The organism is Streptomyces sp. GESEQ-4, from assembly GCF_017948455.1.
In the GTDB taxonomy this organism is placed as follows: Bacteria; Actinomycetota; Actinomycetes; order Streptomycetales; family Streptomycetaceae; genus Streptomyces.
On record NZ_JAFFSU010000001.1, the window covers coordinates 827505 to 850248 of the forward strand.

A 22744-nucleotide genomic window follows, 5' to 3' on the forward strand; every position below is an offset into this window, starting at 1 on the left:
CGGGGTCCCTGAGAAGAAGCGAGGGCATCGATGCTGCGCTCACCGTCACGATTCGTCCGAAGCTGGATCACCGCAGCCCTGGTGGGTTCGGTGCTGGCCGGGTGCGGCTCGTCCACCGAACCGGCGAGCGAGAAGGCCGCCGCGGCGGGTCCGAAGACCGATGTCACCGTCGAACCCATCAAGGCGACACGGGAGTTGACCGACACGGGCGGCGTCAAGCTCTCCCTCAAGGAGGAGCCCAAGAGCATCGTCTGCCTGTTCGCGCTCTGCGACGACATCCTGACCGAGCTGGGCATCGTCCCCACGGCCACGAACAGCGTGCTCCTCGCCCAACCCGGCTTCCTGGGGGAGCAGAAGGCGAAGGAGGCCGACGTCATCCCCGGCGGGTTCATCGCGCCCGAGGTGGAGGCGATCCTCTCCCACAAGCCCGATCTCGTGATCGGCCTCAAGGACACCCACGGCAAGCTGGCCCCGGCCCTGAAGGGCGCCACCACCTTCTGGCCCATGCAGCCCGAGACATGGGAGGACAGCGTGGGCTACCTGCGGGATGTCGCCGCGCTCACCGGCCGCACCGCCGAGGGAGAGAAGGCCGAGAAGACCTTCCGTACCAAGCTCGCCGAGGCCGAGAAGACCAGGAGCGACAAGACCGCGCTCATCATCTACGGCAGCGACGAGAACTTCGGCGTCGCCACGCCCGAGACGGACGTGGGCGCCAGCCTGTTCCCGAAGCTGGCCGACTACCCCTGGAAGTCCCGCGGCGTGGAGGGGAGTTACAGCCTCGAGGAGATCCTCGCGGCGGACGTGGACGTGCTGTTCGTCGAGACGTTGAGCTTCGGCGAGGCGGACGGCAAGCTGTCGGAGAAGCTGGCGAAGAACCCCCTGTGGAGCAAGATCCCGGCTGTCAGGAACGGGGACGTCCACGAGGTGAACTCCGAGGTATGGGCGAAGGGACGCGGTACCCGATCGCTGGGCATCATCCTCGATGAGGCCACGGCCGCGCTGCGGTGAGCGCGCCCACCACGACGCCCATCACGGCAGGTGACCCGGCATCGGGCACACGGCGGTCCGTGCGCCCCACGGCAGTGTGGCAACTGCCCGTCGTGGTCGCCCTGTTGGTCGCCGCGTCGGCCTGTGCGCTGACCCTGGGCACGCCCTACGTCCCGCTGCACCAGTTGCCCGGTGCGGTGCTGGACGCGGACAGCACTCTCGCCGGGATCGTCGTCACCGAACTCCGCGTGCCCCGGCTGGTGCTGGCGCTCGTCGCCGGTGCCTGTCTGGGTGCGGCGGGGCTCGTGCTCCAGGAGGCGCTGCGCAACCCTCTGGCCGTCCCCGAGATGCTGGGCGTGTCGTCCGGGGCAGCGCTCGGAGTGGCAGCGCCGCTGGTGCTGGCCGTGTCTCTCCCCGCCGCCGTCCAGCCCCTGCCGGCCATCGGCGGGGCCGCGCTCGGCGGCGGACTCCCCCTGCGGGCCGCGGGGTGGGGGCGCAGCCCGTCCGCCGTACTGCTGACCGGCGCCGCGGTCGCCGCCGCCCTGCAGGCCGCGCTGCTCGTGCTGATGGTGATGGCCGACCAGCTCGACCTCCAGCTGATCTACCGCTACTTGCTGGGTTCTCTGTCCGCCCGTACCTGGGACGACGTCACCGGGCTGTGGCCGTGGCTGCTCGTCGCGGTGCCCGCGCTCGTACTGTGCGCGCCGGTGCTGTCCGTGCTGCGGCTGGGGGACGAGGACGCCGAGGCACTGGGGGTGCGCGCTCAGCGGGCACGGCTGGCCGCGCTGGCCATCGCCGTCGTCCTGATCGCGCCCGTGACGGCCGTGTGCGGGCCGGTGGCCTGGGTCGGGTTCCTCGCTCCGCATCTGGCGCGGTGGTTCAACCCCGCGGCGGGTGCGGTGCGTTGGCTGCCCTGGTCTGCCGCGTGGGGCGCTGTCGTCGTAGCCGTCGCCGACGTACCGGCCCGGCTGGCGCTGGCGCCCGTGGAGACACCGGTCGGTGCCTGGACGGCCCTGCTCGGCGTGCCCGCCGGGGTCGCCCTGCTCCGGTCGGCCGACCACAGACCGGCGGCCCGGCGCGAGGCGGCGGACGCGGCTGTCGCGGGCTCGGCGCCGCAAGGTGCCGAAGCGGTGCCTTCAGGCCCTTCCGGAGTTCCCGCCGACCACCATGAGAAGGAGACCCGGTGAGCCGGCGCTTCGTGGTGCTCGCCGCACTCGTCGTCGTATGCGCCTGCGTGGAGCTGGTGGCCGGGCGGGGCATGTCCCCGTCCGTCGTCTGGGACGTCCTGGGCGGGGGCGGCGACAGGACGGAACGGCACATCCTGCTCCAACTCCGGCTGCCCCGGCTCCTGGTGGCCCTCGGTGCGGGGGCGTGCCTCGGCGTGGCGGGTCTGGTCCTGCAGTCGGCGCTGCGCAACCCGCTGGCCGGGCCCGAGGTGACGGGTGTGACTCCGGGTGCGGTGCTCGGGGCCGTCACCGCGACCAGCCTCGGACTCGCGGGGTGGGAATCGCCTCTCGCGGTGGTCGTCGCCGCGTGTGCGGGCGGCTGCGCCGGTGCGGCGCTGCTGTGGCTGCTCGCCGGGCGCGGCCGCAGCGACCCCGCGCAGACCGCCGTGCACGGGGTGCTGGTGTCGGCGGTGCTCGGCGGGCTCACGGCCATGGTGCTGCTCGTCGATCCGGGCGAGCTCGGCAGCGTCGTGCAGTGGCTCGTCGGCACGACAGAGGGCCGGGTGTGGCAGCACTGGCATCTGCTGTGGCCGTGGGCGCTGGCCTGGGGAGTGGCGGCGTGGCTGCTGACCGGGCCGCTGACCCTGCTGCGCTGCGGGGACGAACTCGCCCTCGCCGCAGGGCTCTCCGTGCGGCGGGCCCGGACCCTCGCCCTGCTGTGCGCGGTGGCGCTGACGGCGGGTGCGGTGGCCGCCGTAGGGGCGCTGGGGTTCGTCGGGCTGCTCGTACCGCACCTCGCCGTGGCCGTCTTCGGGGCCGACCTGCGGGTGACGCTGCCCGGCGCCGCCCTGGTGGGCGCGGTGGTGGTGTGCGGGGCGGACGCGCTGGCACAGCTGTCCTCGCGGCTGCTGGCGGCCGCTCTGGACTCCGGTCGGCTCACGCTGCCGGTCGGGGCCCTCACCGCCTGCCTCGGGGCCGCGCTGCTGCTGGTCGTCGTACGCCGCGCGCCGAGCCGTACGTTCTGATGTCGACTTAAGGACAGAGCATGACCGAGTCCGTGGGGATCCGCGTCGAGGGGGTCCACTTCGGCTACCCCGGCCAACCCGTGTTGCGGGGCGTCGACATGACCGTCGAGCCGGGTGAGCTGACCGCTCTCATCGGCCTCAACGGCTGCGGCAAGTCGACCCTGTTGCGGCTGGCCGCCGGGCTGCTGCGGCCGGACCAGGGGCGCGTGCTGCTCGGCGGGGACGACCTCGCCCGGCTGTCCCGGCGGGCCACCGCCCGACGGGTCGCGCTGCTGCACCAGTCGGCCCCGGCCGTACCCGGCATGACGGTGCGTCACCTCGTGCGGCAGGGGAGATACGCGGCGCGCGGCCCGCTCGGCATGCTGCGCGAGGGCGACGACGCCGTCGTACGCCGCGCACTGCGCGACGTCGGCGTGGAGCAGTGGGCTGAGCGGGACGTCGACGCCCTGTCCGGGGGAGAGCGGCAGCGAGTCCGGCTCGCGATGGCGCTCGCCCAGGACACTCGCGTCCTGCTGCTGGACGAGCCGACCACCTATCTGGACCTGCACCACCAGCTCGACGTGCTGCAGACGGTGGTCCGGCTGCGGGAGGAACGGGGCCTCACCGTCGTGATGGTGCTGCACGACCTGGCCCACGCCGCCCGGTTCGCCGAGCGGATCGTCGCGCTGCGCGACGGCCGCGTGGTGGCCGACGGGACACCCAAGGAGGTGGTCAGGCCCGGGCTGCTCGCGGACGTTCTCCGGGTGGCCGGCCGGGTCGGCCGGGACCCCGAAGGGGGCTGGCCCGTGTGTTACCCAGATCACCCTCTCCCAGCACTAGAATATGAAAATCATATTCATTAGAGTCAGCGACGGCGCTCACCCGAACGCCGTATCTCCCCTGACGAACAAGGAGAGTTCATGGACAACGAGCAGATCTTCACCCCGATCGCCGACCAGGGCCAGCTGGCCCACGCCTCGGCCTCCCACTCCAACGCTCTCGTCGAGAACCCCTTCGAGGACACCGAGGAGTAAGCGAGGGTCCAGCTCCCTCGACCGTGGGCCCGCCCGTCACTGTGCGGGCGGGCCCACGCCGTACCAGGCCCTTCCCACAGGAGGATCGACGTGTCCCGCAGCCAGCTCGCCCCCGGTGTCGAGGTCGTCGCCGTACCCGGGCGGGGTCTCGCCGTCCGTACGGCCGAGGGGGAGTTCCTCAGCGTCAGGACGAGCGACGCGGACGAGCACGCCCTGCTCTCCCGCCTCTCCGGTACGATGACCGAAGGCGGGCCGGACGACGAACTCGACCGCATCGTCCGGGCCTTCGAGGGCGCCGGGTACCTGGCGGACGGACCACGCAGCCCGCGATGGCCCGCCGACCGCCGGGACATCCGGCTGCTGGGCGACCCGGTCCTGACCGAGCAACTGGCCGCACTCCTGCGCGCACTGGGCGCCGAGCCGACGCGACCAGCGCCCGACGCCACGGCTGACGATCTGCCCGCCGACGAACCCGCCGCCGTCGTGTGGTGCCTCGACGGGCCCGTGCCCGACGGGCTGTGGGACGCCGCCGACCGGCTGCCCGAGCGCGGCGTCGCCTGGCTGCGCTGCCACCGCGAGGGCTGGCAGGCGTACGTCGAGCCCCTCGCCGCCACTCCCGGCGACGTCACCTCGGCACACGTCCGGGCCCGCCGGCTCGCCGCCACCCCCGCGCACCGCGAGCTGGCCGCCTACTGGAGCGGGCCCCGCACGTCCGGCGCGCCCGTCCACCTCACCGCCCCCGCCGCGGGGCTGCTGGCCGCCCTGCTCGCCGACGACCTGAGCCGGTGGGCCACCGGCGCACCCGACACCGGCGACCTGCCCGCGCGGCGGCGGCTCCGGTGCGTCGACCTGCGCACGCTGACCGTCACCGAGCACCCCGTGCTGCCCGTGCCCGACGTCGCCCGGATACCTAAGAAGGCCGGATGACGCCGTTCACCGTGGCCGTCGCAGGGCTCGCCACCGACGTCCGTCTCCCGGACGGCGACGGTCCCTTCCCGGCCGTCCTCATCCGCACGCCCTACGACCGCGGACGGCACCGGGCCGAGCTGCGCGGCTGGGCCCACCGCGGGTTCGCCGCGCTGGTCCAGGACGTACGGGGCCGGCACGCGTCGCCGGGGGAGTGGCACCCGTACGCGAACGAGGCCGCCGACGGAGCGGCGACCGTCCGCTGGATTCGCGGGCAGTCATGGAGCGACGGGCGGTTGGTCGCCGTCGGCGCCTCCTACGCCGCCCACTGCGCCCTCGCCCTCGCGCTCGACGCGCCCACGGAGGCCCGGCCCGACGCCGTCATCGCCGCCGTGCCCGCGCTGGGCCACGCCGAGACGGCTCGCGAACCCTCTGGCGTGGAACGGCTGCTGGCCCGCGCCGGGTGGTGGGCGGCGCACGGCGACCGGCCGGACTCCGACGAGAGCGCCCTGGGCAAGGCCCTCGCCGCGGACCCCGGTCTGCTCACCCATCTGCCGCTGACCGGCCTCCCCGAGCGGCTCGCCCGGAGCCTGCCCTCCTGGCCAGGCCTGTGGCGGCAACGCGAGCGCGGCCGGCTCGTCTCGGCGGCCGAGCACGCCGGGATGCCTCTGCTCGCGGTGGGCGGCCACCACGACCACTTCACCGACGACACCGTCGCGCTGTGGCGCCGCTGGGGCGGTCCGTCGGCGCGGCTGCTGCTGGGCCCCTGGGGACACGGCCTCGTCGCCGAGCCCGGCCCCGACGCCGAGCCCGCGCACCGGCTGAGTCTCGGCGAGCTCTACGTACGCTGGGCCCGCCGTGCCCTCGCCGGGGACCTCGGCCCCGGGCACCGTGGAGCGGTGGGCCTGGGCGGCAGCCCCCTGTGGATGCCCGCCGACACCGAAGGAGAGCCGCGTACGCAGAATGTACGGCTGCTGCACGGCTCCTCCTTCACGGCCGATCCGGAACGCCCCGTGTCCTCCGAGGACCTGGCCGTCCCCACGGACGGTCACCCCGACCGCTGTCTGCTGGCCACCCCGCCACTGCCGCGTCCGCTGGACGTGGTCGGCCCCGTAGAGGTGCGGCTGCGGGCCACCGCACACACTCCGTCCGCCGACTGGGCCGTCCGGCTCGTCGCCATCACGCCGGCCGGAGTGGCCCAGCGGCTCGCCGTCGGCGTCGTCCGACGCGACGAACCACCAGGTAGGGACGCCGAGTTCACCGTAGGACTCGGCCGGATCGCGCGGCGACTGGCCGCGGGCACCCGGCTCCGCCTGGAGATCGCCGGCCACCACTTCCCGGCCCACGCCCGCAACCCCCACACCGGCGACGACCCGGTCACGGCCACCCGGCTGCTGCCCTCCCGGCGTGAGGTCGACGCCGCGAGTGTGACGCTCCGGCTGCCCGTGCTCCGGTCCCGTCCCACCCCCACCGATCCCGCACAGGAGATCCTGCGATGACGGCGCTGCCGCTGGAAACCCTCGTCGACCCCGTCTGCGGCATCGTCCGCGCGGTCAAGCCCGTGGAGCACCCCGAGGGCGCACCGCCCCGCTACACCGCGCTCACCGCGGAGATCGCCGACGCCCGGCGGCTCGGTCTGTGGCCCGCCGACCGGGTGTCGCTCGGCACCACCTTCGGTGACCCCGAGGGTGCCCGAACAGCCGCCATAGCGGAGGGGATCGAGCGGTACTGCGGCAACCGCGTGCCGCCGCCCGGCCGCCCCGACGCCCCCCTGCGCGCCACGGCCACCGACCTGGCCGAGAAGGGCCTGCGGCTGTACGGTCCGGGCGAGCTGCCGGCGTACGCCGACTGGCAGTACGCCCGGGAGAAGTTCCCCTATCGCCCCCTCACCGCCGACACGCCGTCCCTGTGGACGCGCGGCACGGAACGGCTGCCTGGCGGCGGCACCGCCGAGGTCTGGGCGCCCGTCGCGCTCACCCACCTCAACTGGCGCCAGGGCGACCTGCGTTCGCTGCCGCGCACCCACCACCTCAACTACGCCGGGATCGCCACCGGGCAGGGTCTCGACGACGCCGTGGAACGCGGCCTGCTGGAGATCGTCGAACGCGACGCCCTCGAACTGTGGTGGCACCTGGACGGCCCGACCCGCGGCATCGACCCGGCGAGCGTGCCCGGCCTCGCCGACGACCTCGCCGGATCCGCGTTCGACGTCCATCTCGTCGAGATGCCCTCGGAGTTCGCCCCGTGCATGGCCGCGCTCGTCCACGACCGCCGGCTCGGCCTGTACGCCGCCGGGTTCGCCTGCAAGTACGACCCAGCCGAGGCCGCCCGCAAGGCCGTGCTCGAAGCCGTCCACACCTGGGTCTTCACCCAGGGGCTCACCGGCCCCGACGGCTGGGTGTTCCGGGCCGTCGAGGCAGGGCTGCTCGCCCGCGGACTGTATCTGGACCACCGCGAGGACGGCCGCTATCTCGACGTCTGTGGCGAACAGTTCGAGCATGTACGGGACTTGGGCGCGCACGTCCAAGTGTGGCTGGACGAGCGGATGGCGTCCGAGGCCCGGCGGTTCACGGACCCCGCGCACGGGACTGTCTCCATCGACGCGGTCGAGCCCGGCAGCCGGGACCGGCTGGAACGTGCCCTCCACGAGGGCGGCCACCGCGTCATGACGTTCGACCTCACCACCGAGGACGTGGCCGAAACGGCGCTGCGCGTGGCCCGGGTCCTCGTCTCCGGCCTGATCCCCAACGCCCCTGCGGCTTTTGGGTACTTCGGCTCCCCGCGCCTCGGCGACGCCGCCGTCGCCCGTGGCTGGCGTACGACCGCGCCGAGCGCACCGGAGGACTTCACGCTGGCTCCTCCGCCGCACATGTGAGGGACCTCCCTGTGGACCTCACTCATGAGCCCGTGGATCTCGTCACCGCCCTCGCCCGCGCCCGTTCCCCCGAGCGGCCCGGACCGGACACGCCCGCCGGGCCCGCCGTACGCCCGTGGCCGGGACCCTCGCGTCCCCTGCCGGAGGCAGGCCCGGGGGAGCTGGACCTGGACCGGTTGCTCCGCCTCTCCCTGGCGGCCTCGGACGGCTCCGGGCGGCTGCGGCCCGCACCCTCGGCGGGCGCGCTGCACCCGGTGGACGCGGAACTCGTCGTAGGCACCGGCTGTCCGCTGCCGCCCGGGCGCTACGGCTACGACCCGCTGCGCCACCGCGTGCACCGACTCGGCAGGGAACCCGACGGCACCCTGCCCGGAGTGACGGTCGAACTGTCCGTCACCCCGCAGCGCACGGTCTCGCACTACGGCCACCGCGCCTGGCCGCTGATCCTGCTGGACACCGGGCACGTTGCCGCGGCGCTGTGGCTCGCAGATCACGCCTTGGGCATGGCAGAGCCGGTACTCCGTTTGGACGGGCTGCCCGAACATCCCCTGGCCGCACTGCACTTCGCCCCGCCTGAGAAGAGGGGCCACGTTTCTCAGTCCCAGGAGGTGGGCCCACCCATGGACATGCCCGCTCCCCGCGAACTGCTGGCCCGCCGCAGCGCCCAGCCACCGCTCACCGGCGCCCCGCCCCCGGACGTTCTGCGTGCGGTGCTCGCAACAGCCCTCCAGGCGAGCGCCGGTGAGCTCGCCTGGTGTGCGGCCGTCGGCGAACCGCGGCCCGAACTGGTCGAGTTGGCGCCCGACGGCACACTGCGGCGGCTCGCGGCGGGGGAGGCCCGGCCGACGCTCGCCGTATGGGCCGCCGGCCAGGCATGGATCGCGGACGCGGGCGCCGTACTGCTCGCGTACCGGTGCCCGGCAGACGCCGACGCTCCACGGATCCGCCGAGCGCACCTACGGGCCGGTTTCGCCGTTCACCTCGCCCATATGGCCGCCGTACGGCACGGGTCGGCCGCCCGCCCCGTCGGCTCCTGGCAGCAGGCGGACCTGGGCGCCGCGCTCGGCGCCCCACCGGGCCGGGACTGGATCGTCCACGGCCTGGCCCTCGGCACCACCCACTCCGACCAGGAGAAGACCTCGTGATCGTCCACCCCGAGCTGCTCCGCGCCGCACGGCACGCACGGCGCCCCCTGCTCGCGGCCACCCTCCTCCAGGCGGCCGTCACCCTCACCCACCTTGCGCAGGCCGTACTCCTGGCGTTCGCCCTCGCCGACCTGGCCCGCGGGGACACGGACCGGCTCCCGCTGCTCCTCGGCGCGGTGCTCGGCGTCGTCGCCGCCCGCGCCGGACTCGGCAACTGGCAACGGCGCACCGCCACCCGCGCCGGGGCCAGGGTCAGGGCGGCTCTGCGGGACGAACTCCTCGCCCACCTCGGACGACTGGGGCCCGCCCACCTGACCACCGCACGCGCCGGGGCCGTCCGCACCACCCTCGTCGACGGGGTGGAGGGCGTCGACGCCTACGTCTCCCGCTACCTGCCCCAGCTCCTGATCACCCTCACCGTGCCGCCCCTGCTGCTGGCGGCCTTGGCAATCATCGAACCGGCCGCCCTCCTCGCCCTCGTCCCCGCACTGCTGCTCGCCCTCGTCGGGCCGCGCGCCTGGGACCGGCTGCTGGCCCGTCGCGGCAAGGAACACTGGGACACCTACGAGGAACTGGGCGCCGACTACCTCGAGGCCCTGCAGGGCATGCCCGCCCTGCGGGCCGCCGGCGCCGTCGGGCGCACCCGGGAACGGCTGGAGAAGCGGTCGGCGGCGCTGCACCGGGCGACCGTCGCCAAGTTGCGCGTGTCCCTCGTCGACACCGGCATCACCGATCTGGCCATCCAGGGCGGCACCGTGGCCGCCGCGCTCCTCGCCTGCTGGTCGGCCGTCACCGGATCCACCATGGCGACCGGCACCTACCTGGTGCTGCTCCTCGCCTCCGAGTGCTTCGGGCCGGTCCGCGACCTGGCCCGCGAATGGCACGCCGGATACCTGGGTGTGTCGGCCGCGGACGGACTCGCGGCTCTGCGCACCGCCGAACCCGCCGTCCCCGACACGGGCACGGCTCCGGCGCACTGGCCGGGCCCGCCCGAACTGCGCTTCGAGGACGTCGAGTTCACCTACGACGGCGCCGAGACGCCCGCGCTCAGCCACGTCACCTTCACCGCCGAAGCGGGACGTACGACCGCGATCGTCGGCCCGTCCGGAGCCGGCAAGTCCACACTCCTCGCCCTGCTCCTGCGCCACCACGACCCGCAAAGCGGCCGGATCACCCTCGACGGCCGCGACGTGACCACGTACGCACTCGACTCGCTGCGGCGGGGCATCGCCGTCGTCTCCCAGGAGACGTACCTCTTCCACGCCACCATCGCCGACAACCTGCGCCTGGCCCGGCCGGACGCCACGGACGACGCGCTGATGCGCGCGGCACGCACCGCCGGCATCCACGACGAGATCGCCGCCCTCCCCGACGGCTACGCCACCGTCCTCGGCGAACGGGGTGCCACCCTGTCCGGCGGCCAGCGGCAGCGGCTCGCCCTCGCCCGAGCCCTGCTGGCCGACGCCCCGGTGCTCGTCCTCGACGAGGCCACCAGCGCGGTCGACGAACGCCGTGAGGCGGACATCATCCGTGAACTGCTGGACGCCGCGGGCGGCCGGACCGTCCTGGTGGTCGCCCACCGGCTCGCCGCCGTCCGGCACGCCGACCGCATCGTCGTCCTCGACGGCGGACGCGTGGACGCCGTCGGCGAGCACACCACCCTCGTCGAAGCCGGGGGCGTCTACGCGGAGCTCGTCAAGGCGGGCCACGCTCACCAGGGAGGGCTCGCCGCATGAGCAGCAGCATCCGAACCGATCTGCCCGCGCGCGGCTCACTGCGCGCCCTGCTCCCCGCCCTCGCCGGGCACCGGATCATGATGGCCCGCACCTGCGGTGCCGCACTCATCGAACAAGGCTCACTCGTCACGTTGCTGACGCTGGCCGCGCACACCGTCGGAACCGCCGTCATCGAGGACCGCGCCCCCTCGGCCGGTACGGTCACCGCGCTCGTCGTCCTCGTCCTCGTACGCACCCTGATGACCTGGCGCGAGATGGACCTCAGCCACGACCTGGCCTACCGGGTGCTGGCCGAACTGCGCGTGCGCGTCTTCGACGGGCTCGCCCGCAGCGCGCCCGCCCGCGTCGCCGGCCGGCGCAGCGGGGACCTGGCCGCCACCGCCATGGCCGACGTCGAGGCACTGGAGTTCTTCTACGCCCACACCACCGCTCAACTCCTCGCATCCGGGGTGGTGTTCACCGGCGGGTCCGCTGTTCTGGCCACGGTGGAGCCGTGGTTGCTGGTGGCGGTGGTGCCGGTGGCCGCGCTGCTCGCCGTGGCGCCCTTCGCCGACGCAGGCGGACGCGCGGCGCGCGGGGCCCGCACCCGGGCGGCGGCCGCGAAGCTGTCGGCCGACACCGTGGAGACAGTCGACGGGTTGCGTGAGCTGCTCGCCTTCGGAGGGCTTGCCGAGCGGCGCGGCCGTCTCGCCGAACAGGGCCGGCAGGTGGGTGACGCCCAGCGGGCCGAAGCCACCTGGGAAGCCATGGCCGCCGCTGTCCGCGACCTTCTCATCGTCCTCGCGGTCCTCGGCGTGGTGGCTGCCGCGGCGCAGTCCGTGACCTCCGGGCGGCTGCACGGCGCATGGGCGCCGGCGGCGATGGCGCTGGCCCTGTCGGTGCTGGGCCCGGTCGCCGAATCGGCCAGGGCACTGAGCCAGGCAGTGGGACTGCGCGCCGCGGCCGCCCGGGTCGACGCGGCCCTGAAGGCCCCCGCTCTCGCCCCGCCGCCCGCCTCACCCCGCCCGCTCCCTTCCGGCCCGCTGGGCGTCCGGCTGCACCAGGTGAGCTTCGACTACGGAGGCAGGCCCGTGCTGGACGGAGTCGACCTGACGGTCCGCTCGGGACAGACCTTCGCACTGGTCGGCGCCTCGGGGGCCGGCAAGTCGACCTGCGCCCACCTGCTGGCCCGCTTCTGGGACCCGTCCGAGGGCACCGTCCACCTGGTGCCCGGCACCGGCGATCCCGTCGACGTACGTGACCTGGACGATGCCGAACTCCGCCGTGCCCTCGCCGTGGTGGGCCAGGACACCCCCCTCTTCCACGGCACCCTCGCCGACAACCTGCGGCTGGCCGCGCCCGAGGCGGACGACGACCTCCTCACCGAAACGGCCCGGCAGTGCGGCGTCGACCGGATCGCCCCCATGGACACACTCGTCGGCGAGCGCGGCTACACCCTCTCCGGCGGCCAGCGCGCCCGGATCGCTCTCGCACGCGCGTTGCTGGCCGAACCGAGCGTCCTCGTGCTCGACGAGACCACCGCCCACCTGGACAACGCGAGTGACGCCCAACTCGCCACCGCTCTCAGCAAGGAAGGCCGCACCACGATCGTCATCGCCCACCGCCCCGCCACCATCCGCCGCGCCGACCGCATCGCCGTCCTCGAAGCCGGCCGCATCACCGAGGAAGGCACCTGGGACGAGCTCACCAGCCGCCCCGACAGCGCACTCAACCGCGTCCTGGCCGTCACTCCCCAGTGACCACCCATGCCTGCCGGAGGTGCCGGGAGCAGCGACGACGGTTGGTGCCGAGGGCGAGAGCGAACGGAAAGTGCGCCTGAGGCAGCCACCAATGGGCGGATGCGACGTTCTTGAGGGTGGGTAGGCCTGGCCGGTGGTGCGGCCGGCAGATCATGACCAGACTGATGGCGGACGCGAGGAGAAGCCCATGGACTACTACGATCTCGGCACCCACTCCCGCCCCGTGACGACCTCGTCCGCCGAGGCCCAGCTGTGGTTCGACCGCGGCCTGGTGTGGACGTACGCCTTCCACCACGAGGAAGCCGTCCGCTGCTTCGAGGCCGCGGCAGCGGCGGACCCGGGCTGCGCCATGGCCCAGTGGGGCATCGCCTACGCGCTCGGCCCCAACTACAACAAGCCGTGGGAGGCCTTCGACGGCGACGACCTGGAACGCACCGTCGACCGGACCCACGCCGCCGTGGAACTCGCCCACGACAGGGCGGCCGGCGCCACCCCCGTCGAGCGGGCCCTGATCCAAGCCCTGCGCGCCCGCTATCCGCAGGCCGAGGCGGTGGAGGACTGCTCGGTGTGGAACGCGCCCTACGCCGACAGCATGCGCGCCGTCTACGACCTCGCTCCCGACGACCTGGACGTGGCCACGCTGTACGCGGACGCCCTCATGAACCTCACGCCCTGGCAGTTGTGGGACCTGCCCACCGGAGAGCCCGCCGAAGGTGCCCGCACGAGGGAAGCCAGGGCCGTCCTGGAACGCGCACTGGCCACCGAGGAGGGGGCACGCCACCCGGGCCTGCTGCACCTCTACATCCACCTGATGGAGATGTCCCCGACCCCGGAGACCGCCCTTCCCGTCGCCGACCGGCTGCGCGACCTGGTGCCGGACGCGGGGCATCTGCAGCACATGCCCTCGCACCTGGACGTGCTGTGCGGCGACTACCGGCGCGTCGTGTCGGACAACACCCGTGCGATCGCCGCCGACGAGAAGTTCCGCGCCCGCTCCGGCGCGATGAACTTCTACACCCTGTACCGATCGCACAACTACCACTTCAAGATCTACGGTGCGATGTTCCTCGGCCGGTCCCGAACCGCCCTGGAGACGGCCGCCGAACTCGAGGCCTCCCTCCCCGAAGAACTGCTGCGGGTGCAGAGCCCGCCCATGGCCGACTGGCTGGAGGGCTTTCTGGCCATGCGGGTCCACGTCCTGATCCGCTTCGGCCGCTGGGCGGACATCCTCGAACTGCCCCTGCCCGCCGACCCGGAGCTCTACAGCGTGACCACCGCGATGCTGCACTACGCCCGCGGCGTGGCCCTCTCGGCGACCGGCCGCATTCCGGAGGCCGAGACCGAACGCGAGCTGTTCCACGGCGCGCTCGCCCAAGTCCCGCCCACCCGCATGCTGTTCAACAACACCTGCGCCGACATCCTCGCCGTCGCCTCGGCGATGCTGGACGGGGAGCTGGAGTACCGCAAGGGCAACCACGACACCGCCTTCGCCGCCCTGGAACGGGCCATCGACCTGGACGACAACCTCCCGTACGACGAGCCCTGGGGATGGATGCAGCCCACCCGGCACGCGTACGGCGCCCTCCTCCTGGAACAGGGCCGCGTCGCGGAGGCCGAAGCGGTCTACCGCGCCGACCTGGGCCTGGACGACTCCCTCCCGCGCGCCCTGCAGCACCCCGGCAACGTCTGGTCCCTGCACGGTTTCCACGAGTGCCTGCTCCGCCTCGGCAAGCTGGGGGAGGCGCGCATCGTCGCCCAGCAGCTGAAGATGGCCGCCGCCATGACGGACGTTCCCGTCGCGGCGTCCTGCTTCTGCCGCCTGGAGCGGGCGTCGGACGGTGATGCCAAGGGTGACTGCTGCGCCACGGAACACTGACTGACGGGGGATGGCCCTCATCGTCGCGGCGATCCCACCATGGCCAAAATGTAAGTCAGTTGATTGACGTAAATGATCGCGGCCCGATTGACTGCGCCCATGACCTCCCCCCACGCCTCACCCGGCCCCGACGCGCCCGGCCTCGACCTCGAGTCTCTGCGCGCCCGCTACCGAGCCGAGCGGGACCGCAGAATCCGCCCCGACGGCCGCGGCCAGTACCAGCGGCTCGCCGGAGAGTTCGGCTACTACGCCGACGACCCCTACGCCGAACCCCTGTCGGTCCGTGAGCCATTGACCGACGGGGTCGAAGTCGCCATCGTCGGCGGCGGGTTCGGCGGACTGCTCGCCGGCGCCCGGCTGCGGCAGGCGGGCGTCGAATCGATCCGCGTGATCGAGAAGGGCGGCGACTTCGGCGGCACCTGGTACTGGAACCGGTACCCCGGCATCCACTGCGACATCGAGTCGTACATCTACATGCCGCTGCTGCAGGAGGTCGGCTACGTCCCGCAGTGGAAGTACGCCCCCGGCGAGGAGATCCGCCGCCACGCCCAGGCGATCGGGCGTACTTTCGACCTGTACCGCGACGCCTGCTTCCAGACCCAGGTCACCGAACTGCGCTACGACGACGCCGAGTCGGAGTGGATCGTCACCACCGACCGGGGCGACCGGATGCGGGCACGCTACGTCGTCACCGCCAGCGGCACCCTCAGCGAGCCCAAGCTCCCCGGCATCCCCGGCATCACCGACTTCAAGGGCCACACCTTCCACACCAGCCGCTGGGACTACGCGTACACCGGAGGCGACGCCGACGGAAACCTCCACCGGCTCGCCGACAAACGCGTCGGTCTGATCGGCACGGGCGCGACCGCGATCCAGTGCGTCCCGCATCTCGGCGCCGACGCCCGGCAGTTGTACGTGTTCCAGCGCACGCCCTCCTCGGTCGACGTACGCGGCAACCGCCCCACGGATCCCGACTGGGCCGAGTCGTTGACGCCGGGCTGGCAGCGTCGCCGTATGGAGAACTTCCTCACCCTGGTCACGGGCGGCCCGGTGGAGGAGGACCTCGTCGACGACGGCTGGACTCACACCGCCCGGCTGCAGCAGAAGCTGATCCCCAGCGACAGCCACCGCCGGCAGCTGCCGCCCGAGGAGCGGGAGCGGGCGTACGAGATCGCCGACTTCCAGAAGATGAACGAGATCCGGGCCCGGGTGGACGCCCTGGTCGACGACGGGGAGACGGCCGAGCTGCTCAAGCCCTGGTACCGCTACATGTGCAAGCGGCCCACCTTCAGCGACTCCTACCTGCAGACCTTCAACCGGCCGAACGTCACCCTCGTCGACACGGCCGACAGCCACGGCGTGGAGCGGATCACCGAGGGCGGGGTCGTCGTCTCAGGCCGGGAGTACGAGGTCGACTGCATCATCTTCGCCACCGGCTTCGACGTCGGTGTGTCCGGCGTATTCTCCGGACGGCTCCCCGTCCACGGCAGGGGCGGCGTCTCTCTGACCGAGGCGTGGCGGCAGGGCCCCAAGACCCTGCACGGCTTCTACAGCCACGGTTTCCCCAACCTCTTCCAGCTGGGCCCGCTGCAGAACGCCAGCTCCGTCAACTTCGTCCACGTCCTGGACGAACAGGCCACCCACGTGGCCGCCGTGATCCGCGCCGCACGCGACCGGCGGGCGCCGCGGGTGGAGCCGAGCGCCGAGGCCGAGGCCGCATGGGTGGCGACGATCCGTCAGAAGGCGGCCGACCTCTACCGCTTCCAGGCCGAGTGCACCCCCGGCTACTACAACAACGAAGGCCGGCCCAGGGAGCGCAGCGAGTCGTACGGCGACGGACCGGTGGCCTTCCACGCCCTGTTGGCCAAGTGGCGCACGAACGGCGGCCTGAGCGAGGTCCTCGTCGACGGCGACGGAGGCACGGCGTAGTACTCCGTCAGCCGCGCGGCCGCTCCAGCGTCAGCAGCAGCCCCTCCACCGCGCCGGGTCCCACGCGGCCCTTGACGTCGGCGGACGTGATGGCCTTGAGCGCCCAACCGTCCTCGGCGTGCTTGTTGAGGACCTTCTCCAGCTTGTCCCCGTCCAGTGCGTCGCCGATCAGCGACTCCCGGAAGGTGACGACCTTGTACTCGTACGTCTGAGGGCTGCTCATGGCTACGGGCTCTCCTGTGCGTCGGTCGGCGTGTCCGGGCCACCCAATCACACGCCGGAATCCCAGAGGCCTGACGGCAGTTTCCCTTCGTCCGCGCTGGTCTGACAGCCGGCGCAGACCCCGGTGAGTTCGACGGTGTGCTCCACCGCCGCGAATCCGGAGCCGGCGGCGATCCGTCCGGCCCACTCCTCGACCACCTCGGAGTCCACGGGCCGGCTGCTGCCGCAGGCGCGGCAGATCAGATAGTGGCGGTGTCTGCCGGCGGGCCGCCATCGGTAGAGCCGTTCACCGGCGCCGGCCTGCACGACATCCACCGCGTCCGCGGCCTCCAGGTCGCGCAGGGCCCGGTACACGGTGGTCAGTCCGATCCGCGCGCCGTCCTCGGTCATACGAGCGTGCAGGTCCTGTGCGGAGACGAAGTCGTGGCAGCTCGCGAGAGCTGAGAGGAGGGCCGACCGCTCCAGGAAGGCAGGCCCTGGGAGTGCACCTGGTGTGAGCAACCCGACGAGGCAACAGCGGCCCACCTGCCAAAGTCAGCGCACGCGCCGCTCCTCCAACGGCGCGGCGCGCAGCCGTGCTGTGGCGTCGCTCGGCAGGTGGGGGGTGTGGCCCACCAGCCGGGCGGAGTTGGCGACCACGGCGATGCTGCTGGTGTTGTGGAGCAGGGCGGCCAGCACGGGGTTGATGGAGCCGCCGGCGCCCGCGATGAGGCCGACGAGGTTCACGCCGATGGACAGGGTGTAGTTCTGCCGTACGACGCGCAGGGTGTGCCGGCTGAGTTCCACGACGGCGGCGACATTGCGCAGGTCGTTTCCGGCCAGGGCGATGTCGGCGGTCTCGAGGGCGACGTGGGAGGAGTGGGCACCCATGACGATGCCGACGTCGGCGAGCGCCAGCGCCGGGGCGTCATTGGTGCCGTCGCCGACCATCGCGACGCTGTGGCCCTCGGCCTGGAGGTCGCGGATCAGCTGGAGTTTGGCCTCGGGCAGCGCGTGGGCGTGCACCTCGGTGATGCCGAGGGCGTCGGCCACGGCCTGGGCGGTCTCGGGCGCGTCGCCGGTCAGCAGCGCGATGCGGGTGACCCCGAGGTCGGTCAGCTGGCGGACGACGGTGTCGGCTCCGCCGCGTACGGCGTCGGACAGGCCGAGCATGCCGATCAGCCTGTCGTCGTGGGCGAGGCAGATGACGGTCTCGCCGGCGGTGCGCAGTCGGCTCGTCCAGTCCTGGGCGACGTCGGAGAGTTCCAGGCCGTGGCGGCGCAGCAGGGCGGGGCTGCCCACGAGCAGGCGGGTGCCGTCGAGTTCGGCGCGTACGCCCATCCCGAGCACGACCTCGCAGGCCTGGTGGATCGGGATGTGCAGGTGCTGTTCCTCGGTGCGCCGGACGATGGCCTCGGCGAGCGGGTGCCGGGCGTGGAGTTCGCCGGAGGCCGCCAGGCTCAGCACCTCGTCGGCGGTGACCGCTTCGTCGAGCGTGACCACGCTGGTGACCAGGGGGCGGCCGAGGGTGAGGGTGCCGGTCTTGTCGAAGACCACGGCGGTGACGCGGCCGATCCCTTCCAGGTGGGTGCCGCCCTTGATGAGGGTGCCCCTGCGGGCGCCGTTGCCGATGGCCGCGCTGATCGCGGTCGGGGTGGCCAGGCCCGCGGCGCAGGGGCAGGCGATCAGCAGCATCGTCATCGCCCGCCGGGCGTCCCGGGTCAGCACGTACGTGATCCCGGCGAGGGCGAAGGAGACGGGCACGAAGCGGCGCGTGAAGGCGGCGGCGACGGTCTGGATCGGGGCCCGGTCGGCCTGCGCCTCCTCGACCCTGCTGATGATCCGCCCTACGACCGTGTCCTGCCCGACCGAGGTGGCCCGGACGGTGATCGAACCGGTGGAGACGAGGGTGCCCGCGTACACCTCGGTGCCCGGCTGCACGTACACCGGAAGCGCCTCGCCGGTGATCGCCGCCTGGTCCACCAGCGCCTCGCCGGACTCGGCGGTGCCGTCGACGGGGATGCGGTGGTGCTCGTAGACCGCTACGACGTCCCCGGTCCTGACCTCCGTGAGGTCGGCCTCCACCTCCACGCCGTCGCGGACCAGCCAGACCCGCTCCTCGCCGATGGAGAGCAGTTCCTCGATGGCGCGACGGGTCCGCCGCAGGGTGATGGCCTGCAGGAACTCACCGATGTTGAGCAGCCACAGCACCATGAGCGCGACCACGTTCTCGCGCAGGACCAGCGAGATCACGGTCGCGGTCGTCACCAGCAGATCGGTGCCCGCGTGGCGTCTGCCGCCGAGACTGCGTGCGGCGCCGCGGAAGAACGGCAGCCCGGTGAAGACGGTGACCGCGCCGAGCAGGCCGGCCGAGCCCGCCGGGGTCCACGGGGGCCGGCCGAGCAGTCGCCGCAGGGCCACCACAGCGAGCACCGCACCGCCGACGACCAGCCGCGCGACCTCCCCCGTGGAGGAGTCGGCCACGGACCGGCTGTCCCTGGCCGGCACTCCCGGTGGCGGCGCCTCGGCGAGGGCGGCGACGAGCCGGTCCACGTCGACCAGGTCGGGCTGCACCCAGACGATCACGGCGCCGGTCCGCGGGAAGATCCGCAGCGCCCGGAAACCCGGCAGATCCGTGAACCGCTCATCGACGATCCCGGCACAGCCCGGCCGCGCGCGCAGCCAGGGAACCAGCAGCCGTACGCGGCCGGCGGCGGCGGACCGCACCACCACCCCGGAACCGGATCGCGGGCTTGTGCCGGACATGGCAACCACCTCTCAGATGCCCCCTAGGAGGCCGCAGGCCTCTTAGGGGCGCGGGGAACTGCGCGACCAGCCCCCACCGGCCCGCGGAATCCCCACTGTCCTTCCAGCGGAGCGCTCAGTGCTCGTGGTCGTGGGCGTGCCCCTCCACACCGACCGCCGAAGGCGGCGGCGCCTCCTCGCCCAACTGCTCCCTGGCCTCCGCCAGCAGGTCTCCCGCCTTCAGGCGAGCCTCCTCGGCGGTCTCCCCGAGCCGGCGCCCCGTCGTGATCCCACCGGCGATGCCGCTGACCAGCAGCCGGCGGGCCACGGGTTTCGCCTTGGGGGCGGCCTTGGCGGCTCCCCGCAGAACCAGTACGCCGGCGGTTCCGGACAGGGCGTAGTGCGTGATGCGGCCCACGACCACACCCGCGAAAGCGGCGGGATGCATCATGGCCTCCTTCCGCGGAGCCCGCGAAGGGGATTCATCCTTCTTCGGCGCGGTATGTCCATTCTCGTCCCGCGGCGGCTGTCGCGCATCAGCCGTACCGCGCCGACCCAAGGCGACAGAGGGTCATTTCCCGGTAATGATTGTCATATGGAATGGCTGGAAGGCCTTCTTGACATCCGTTTCCATCTAGCGTGGTGCTGACGCCGGGACGGTTCGAGCTCGGTGGACGTCCCCCTGGTTGCGGAGGAATCATTCATGCCTGCGTCCTCACCCCGGCGCCTGGCGCCGCTCATCACCGGTGCTTCCCTGGTCCTGCTGGCCGGTTGCGGCGGCTCGTCCGACTCCGGCAGCGACACCGCCGCAGGGCAGAGCCCCGTATCCGCGTCCGCCGTCGCCGTGGTGGCCTCGACGAACGTCTACGGCGACATCGTCAAGCAGATAGGCGGCGGGAAGGTCGACATCACCTCGATCATCAGTGATCCCGACCAGGACCCGCACTCCTACGAGGCCAACACGCAGAACCAGTTGGCGCTGTCCAAGGCGAAGGTCGTCGTCGAGAACGGCGGCGGTTACGACGACTTCATCGACCGCATGCTGAAGAGCAGCGACAACTCGTCCGCCGAAGTGATCAACGCCGTCAAGGTCTCCGGGAAGACCGCCCCGGCGGGCGGGGAACTCAATGAGCACGTCTGGTACGACTTCCCCACGACCGCCAAACTCGCCGACCGCATCGCGGCAGCCCTGACCAAGGCCGACCCGGACGATGCCGCCACCTTCACCAAGAACGCGGGCGCCTTCAAGGCGAAGCTGAAGCCGCTGGAGGCGAAGGAAGCGCGGATCAAGGCCGGCCACGGCGGCGAGCCGATCGCCATCACCGAGCCGGTGCCGCTGTACCTGACCGAGGCGAGCGGCCTGGTGAACAAGACGCCCGAGGAGTTCAGCGAAGCCATTGAGGAAGGCGACGACGTCTCCCCGAGGACCCTGCAGGAGACGCTGGCGCTGTTCACCGACAAGAAGGTCCAGGCGCTGGTCTACAACGACCAGACCTCCGGTCCGCAGACCGAGAAGGTCGAGCAGGCGGCCAAGACCGCCGGGATTCCCGTCGTCCCCGTCACCGAGACCCTGCCCGAAGGCAAGGACTACATCGGCTGGATGACCGCCAACGTCGACGCGCTCGCGAGCGCGCTGGGCAAGTGAGGCGGCCCACGGTGACCTCCTTGCCCCGTGCCCGCGAGAGCAGGACCGAGGACCGCGGCACGGACGCCGCGGTGATCAGCTTGCGCGGTGCGGCCCTGTCCTACGGCGAGCGGGTGCTGTGGCAGGACCTCGATCTCGACGTCCGGACAGGGGAGTTCCTGGCCGTGCTCGGGCCCAACGGATCGGGCAAGACCAGCTTCGTACGCGCCCTGCTGGGCCAACGACAGCTGTCCGCAGGGAAGTTGACCGTTCTGGGCCGTCCGCCGCACAAGGGCAGCAGGCACATCGGCTACGTCCCGCAGCAGGCCACGCTGTCCGAGCAGGCGATGCTGCGCGCCCGGGACCTGGTCCGCTTCGGCATCGACGGACACGGCTTCGGACCCCGGCTGCGCTCCGGCGCCGTACGCCGCCGCGTGGACGAGGTCCTCGCCTCGGTCGGGGCCGCCGCGTACGCGGATGTCCCCGTCGCCCTGCTCTCGGGCGGCGAACGCCAGCGCGTCCGCATCGGGCAGGCGCTGGCGACCGACCCGCGCATCCTGCTGTGCGACGAGCCGCTGCTCTCCCTCGACCTGCACCATCAGCGAGCCGTGACGGAACTGGTGGACGCCCGGCGCCGCTCGCACGGCACGGCGGTGGTGTTCGTGACCCACGAGATCAACCCCGTGCTGGGACTGGTGGACCGCGTGCTGTACCTCGCCCGCGGGGGCTTCCGGGTCGGCACCCCCGACGAGGTGCTGACGTCGGAGGCGCTGTCGCAGTTGTACGGCACACAGGTCGACGTCATCCGGGTCCGGGACCGGATCACGGTCGTCGGCGTGCCCGACGAGGTGGCGGTACCACCGCATCACTCCGAACTGCCCCACGGAGTACGGCCATGACGATCGCCGAGGGGATCTGGCAGCAGATCTTCAACTTCGACAACTACGGCGAACTGCTCGCCCTGGTCCGCAACTCCCTCATCGCCGGCGTCGCACTCGGCCTGGTCGGCGGCCTGGTCGGGGTCTTCGTCATCATGCGGGACCTGCCGTTCGCCGTGCACGGGATCAGCGAGCTGTCGTTCGCCGGGGCCTCGGCCGCGCTGCTGCTGGGTGTGAACATCGTGGGCGGCTCGATCGTCGGCTCGCTCATCGCCGCGGGAGCCATCGGGCTGCTCGGTTCGCGTGCGCGGGACCGCAACTCGGTGATCGGGACCCTCATGCCCTTCGGCCTCGGCCTTGGCGTGCTCTTCCTCGCCCTGTACAAGGGCCGGGCGGCGAACAAGTTCGGCATCCTCACCGGGCAGATCGTCGCCGTCGACACCCCGCAGATGTCCTGGCTGCTCGGCACGTCGGCCGTGGTGCTCGTAGCGCTGATGGTGATGTGGCGCCCGCTCGCCTTCGCCAGCGCCGACCCGGAGGTGGCCGAGGCCCGGGGGGTGCCGGTCCGGGCCTTGTCGTTCGCCTTCATGCTCGTGCTGGGGCTCGCGGTCGCGCTGTCCGTGCAGATCGTCGGCGCGCTGCTGGTCCTCACCCTCGTCGTCACGCCAGCGGCCGCCGCGGCCCGGATCACGGCGTCTCCCGTACTGCTGCCCGCGCTGAGCGTGCTCTTCGCGGTGGTTTCCATCGAGGGCGGGATCCTGCTGGCCCTGGGCAGCAGCATCCCCATCAGCCCCTACGTGACCACCATCTCGTTCGCGATCTACCTGGTCTGCCGACTGGTGGGCACGTACCGGACCCGGCAGTGGGGAACGCGGGAAACCGTTCCCGAGTCCGCCTGA

Annotated in this window: 20 protein-coding genes; 16 read left to right on the top strand and 4 right to left on the bottom strand. The window is 72.6% G+C overall.

Translation table 11 applies throughout. The annotated features are described in order from the left end of the window. The first annotated feature begins 30 nt into the window (after positions 1–30). From KCH48_RS03745 to KCH48_RS03800, 13 genes are all read left to right on the top strand, one after another. Positions 31–1008, top strand: coding sequence for an ABC transporter substrate-binding protein (locus KCH48_RS03745; RefSeq protein ID WP_210570359.1), 978 nt, complete (start codon positions 31–33; stop codon positions 1006–1008). 104 nt (positions 1009–1112) lie between these two features. After that, on the top strand, positions 1113–2174 hold the full coding sequence (locus tag KCH48_RS03750; RefSeq protein WP_210570914.1) for an iron ABC transporter permease: 1062 nt from the start codon (positions 1113–1115) through the stop codon (positions 2172–2174). Beyond that, positions 2171–3178 (top strand): iron ABC transporter permease, encoded by a 1008-nt coding sequence (locus tag KCH48_RS03755; protein WP_210570364.1) that lies wholly within the window; start codon positions 2171–2173, stop codon positions 3176–3178. Before KCH48_RS03750 ends, KCH48_RS03755 begins: the two co-directional genes overlap by 4 nt. Positions 3179–3198: 20 nt before the next feature. Continuing rightward, a complete protein-coding gene (locus KCH48_RS03760; protein WP_210570366.1) occupies positions 3199–4020 on the top strand; it encodes an ABC transporter ATP-binding protein in 822 nt (273 codons plus the stop codon). A 57-nt stretch (positions 4021–4077) separates the two neighbouring features. Then, positions 4078–4191 carry a streptamidine family RiPP gene (amiA, locus tag KCH48_RS41950; RefSeq protein ID WP_246884701.1) on the top strand — a complete coding sequence of 38 codons (114 nt, stop codon included), beginning with the start codon at positions 4078–4080 and terminating at the stop codon, positions 4189–4191. 90 nt (positions 4192–4281) lie between these two features. Further along, entirely contained in the window at positions 4282–5118 is an 837-nt protein-coding gene (locus KCH48_RS03765) for a hypothetical protein (protein ID WP_210570368.1), read from the top strand. Next, the gene (locus KCH48_RS03770) at positions 5115–6596 is read left to right on the top strand and encodes a CocE/NonD family hydrolase (RefSeq protein ID WP_210570375.1); all 1482 of its coding nucleotides are present in this window, start codon (positions 5115–5117) and stop codon (positions 6594–6596) included. The genes KCH48_RS03765 and KCH48_RS03770 overlap by 4 nt, the downstream gene beginning before the upstream one ends. Beyond that, entirely contained in the window at positions 6593–7972 is a 1380-nt protein-coding gene (locus tag KCH48_RS03775; protein ID WP_210570376.1) for a YcaO-like family protein, read from the top strand. The genes KCH48_RS03770 and KCH48_RS03775 overlap by 4 nt, the downstream gene beginning before the upstream one ends. Before the next feature lie 11 nt (positions 7973–7983). Then, entirely contained in the window at positions 7984–9117 is a 1134-nt protein-coding gene (locus tag KCH48_RS03780) for a SagB/ThcOx family dehydrogenase (RefSeq protein WP_246884702.1), read from the top strand. Continuing rightward, complete coding sequence (locus KCH48_RS03785) at positions 9114–10853, top strand: ABC transporter ATP-binding protein/permease (protein ID WP_210570379.1); 1740 nt, start codon at positions 9114–9116, stop codon at positions 10851–10853. The genes KCH48_RS03780 and KCH48_RS03785 overlap by 4 nt, the downstream gene beginning before the upstream one ends. Next, complete coding sequence (locus KCH48_RS03790) at positions 10850–12592, top strand: ABC transporter ATP-binding protein (protein ID WP_210570381.1); 1743 nt, start codon at positions 10850–10852, stop codon at positions 12590–12592. The genes KCH48_RS03785 and KCH48_RS03790 overlap by 4 nt, the downstream gene beginning before the upstream one ends. A gap of 187 nt (positions 12593–12779) precedes the next feature. Then, positions 12780–14468, top strand: coding sequence for a hypothetical protein (locus KCH48_RS03795; protein ID WP_210570383.1), 1689 nt, complete (start codon positions 12780–12782; stop codon positions 14466–14468). A gap of 99 nt (positions 14469–14567) precedes the next feature. Further along, the gene (locus KCH48_RS03800) at positions 14568–16397 is read left to right on the top strand and encodes an NAD(P)/FAD-dependent oxidoreductase (protein ID WP_210570385.1); all 1830 of its coding nucleotides are present in this window, start codon (positions 14568–14570) and stop codon (positions 16395–16397) included. A 7-nt stretch (positions 16398–16404) separates the two neighbouring features. Here the strand turns inward: KCH48_RS03800 and KCH48_RS03805 are convergent, their stop codons facing one another. From KCH48_RS03805 to KCH48_RS03820, 4 genes are all read right to left on the bottom strand, one after another. Further along, positions 16405–16620, bottom strand: a complete 216-nt coding sequence (locus KCH48_RS03805) for a DUF4177 domain-containing protein (protein WP_210570387.1) — start codon at positions 16618–16620, stop codon at positions 16405–16407. A 47-nt stretch (positions 16621–16667) separates the two neighbouring features. Next, a complete protein-coding gene (locus tag KCH48_RS03810; protein ID WP_307840786.1) occupies positions 16668–17144 on the bottom strand; it encodes a transcriptional repressor in 477 nt (158 codons plus the stop codon). Between the two features lie 9 nt (positions 17145–17153). Next, complete coding sequence (locus KCH48_RS03815; RefSeq protein WP_210570389.1) at positions 17154–19364, bottom strand: cation-translocating P-type ATPase; 2211 nt, start codon at positions 19362–19364, stop codon at positions 17154–17156. A gap of 115 nt (positions 19365–19479) precedes the next feature. Further along, positions 19480–19794 carry a DUF1490 family protein gene (locus tag KCH48_RS03820; protein WP_246884703.1) on the bottom strand — a complete coding sequence of 105 codons (315 nt, stop codon included), beginning with the start codon at positions 19792–19794 and terminating at the stop codon, positions 19480–19482. A 252-nt stretch (positions 19795–20046) separates the two neighbouring features. Between KCH48_RS03820 and KCH48_RS03825 the strand changes: the two genes are divergently transcribed. From KCH48_RS03825 to KCH48_RS03835, 3 genes are read left to right on the top strand one after another with little or no spacing between them, the layout of a single operon-like run. Further along, positions 20047–20988 (top strand): metal ABC transporter solute-binding protein, Zn/Mn family, encoded by a 942-nt coding sequence (locus tag KCH48_RS03825; protein ID WP_210570391.1) that lies wholly within the window; start codon positions 20047–20049, stop codon positions 20986–20988. A gap of 11 nt (positions 20989–20999) precedes the next feature. After that, the gene (locus KCH48_RS03830; RefSeq protein ID WP_374104640.1) at positions 21000–21866 is read left to right on the top strand and encodes a metal ABC transporter ATP-binding protein; all 867 of its coding nucleotides are present in this window, start codon (positions 21000–21002) and stop codon (positions 21864–21866) included. Then, positions 21863–22744, top strand: coding sequence for a metal ABC transporter permease (locus KCH48_RS03835; RefSeq protein WP_210570392.1), 882 nt, complete (start codon positions 21863–21865; stop codon positions 22742–22744). The genes KCH48_RS03830 and KCH48_RS03835 overlap by 4 nt, the downstream gene beginning before the upstream one ends.

What these genes read in the sequence shown, in the direction of transcription:
- KCH48_RS03745 (WP_210570359.1), top strand. Translation starts at nt 31, where the DNA reads ATGCTGCGCTCACCGTCACGATTCGTCCGAAGCTGGATCACCGCAGCC.
- KCH48_RS03760 (WP_210570366.1), top strand. Translation starts at nt 3,199, where the DNA reads ATGACCGAGTCCGTGGGGATCCGCGTCGAGGGGGTCCACTTCGGCTAC.
- amiA (WP_246884701.1), top strand. Translation starts at nt 4,078, where the DNA reads ATGGACAACGAGCAGATCTTCACCCCGATCGCCGACCAGGGCCAGCTG.
- KCH48_RS03770 (WP_210570375.1), top strand. Translation starts at nt 5,115, where the DNA reads ATGACGCCGTTCACCGTGGCCGTCGCAGGGCTCGCCACCGACGTCCGT.
- KCH48_RS03775 (WP_210570376.1), top strand. Translation starts at nt 6,593, where the DNA reads ATGACGGCGCTGCCGCTGGAAACCCTCGTCGACCCCGTCTGCGGCATC.
- KCH48_RS03790 (WP_210570381.1), top strand. Translation starts at nt 10,850, where the DNA reads ATGAGCAGCAGCATCCGAACCGATCTGCCCGCGCGCGGCTCACTGCGC.
- KCH48_RS03795 (WP_210570383.1), top strand. Translation starts at nt 12,780, where the DNA reads ATGGACTACTACGATCTCGGCACCCACTCCCGCCCCGTGACGACCTCG.
- KCH48_RS03800 (WP_210570385.1), top strand. Translation starts at nt 14,568, where the DNA reads ATGACCTCCCCCCACGCCTCACCCGGCCCCGACGCGCCCGGCCTCGAC.
- KCH48_RS03805 (WP_210570387.1), bottom strand. Translation starts at nt 16,620, where the DNA reads ATGAGCAGCCCTCAGACGTACGAGTACAAGGTCGTCACCTTCCGGGAG.
- KCH48_RS03815 (WP_210570389.1), bottom strand. Translation starts at nt 19,364, where the DNA reads ATGTCCGGCACAAGCCCGCGATCCGGTTCCGGGGTGGTGGTGCGGTCC.
- KCH48_RS03820 (WP_246884703.1), bottom strand. Translation starts at nt 19,794, where the DNA reads ATGATGCATCCCGCCGCTTTCGCGGGTGTGGTCGTGGGCCGCATCACG.
- KCH48_RS03825 (WP_210570391.1), top strand. Translation starts at nt 20,047, where the DNA reads ATGCCTGCGTCCTCACCCCGGCGCCTGGCGCCGCTCATCACCGGTGCT.
- KCH48_RS03835 (WP_210570392.1), top strand. Translation starts at nt 21,863, where the DNA reads ATGACGATCGCCGAGGGGATCTGGCAGCAGATCTTCAACTTCGACAAC.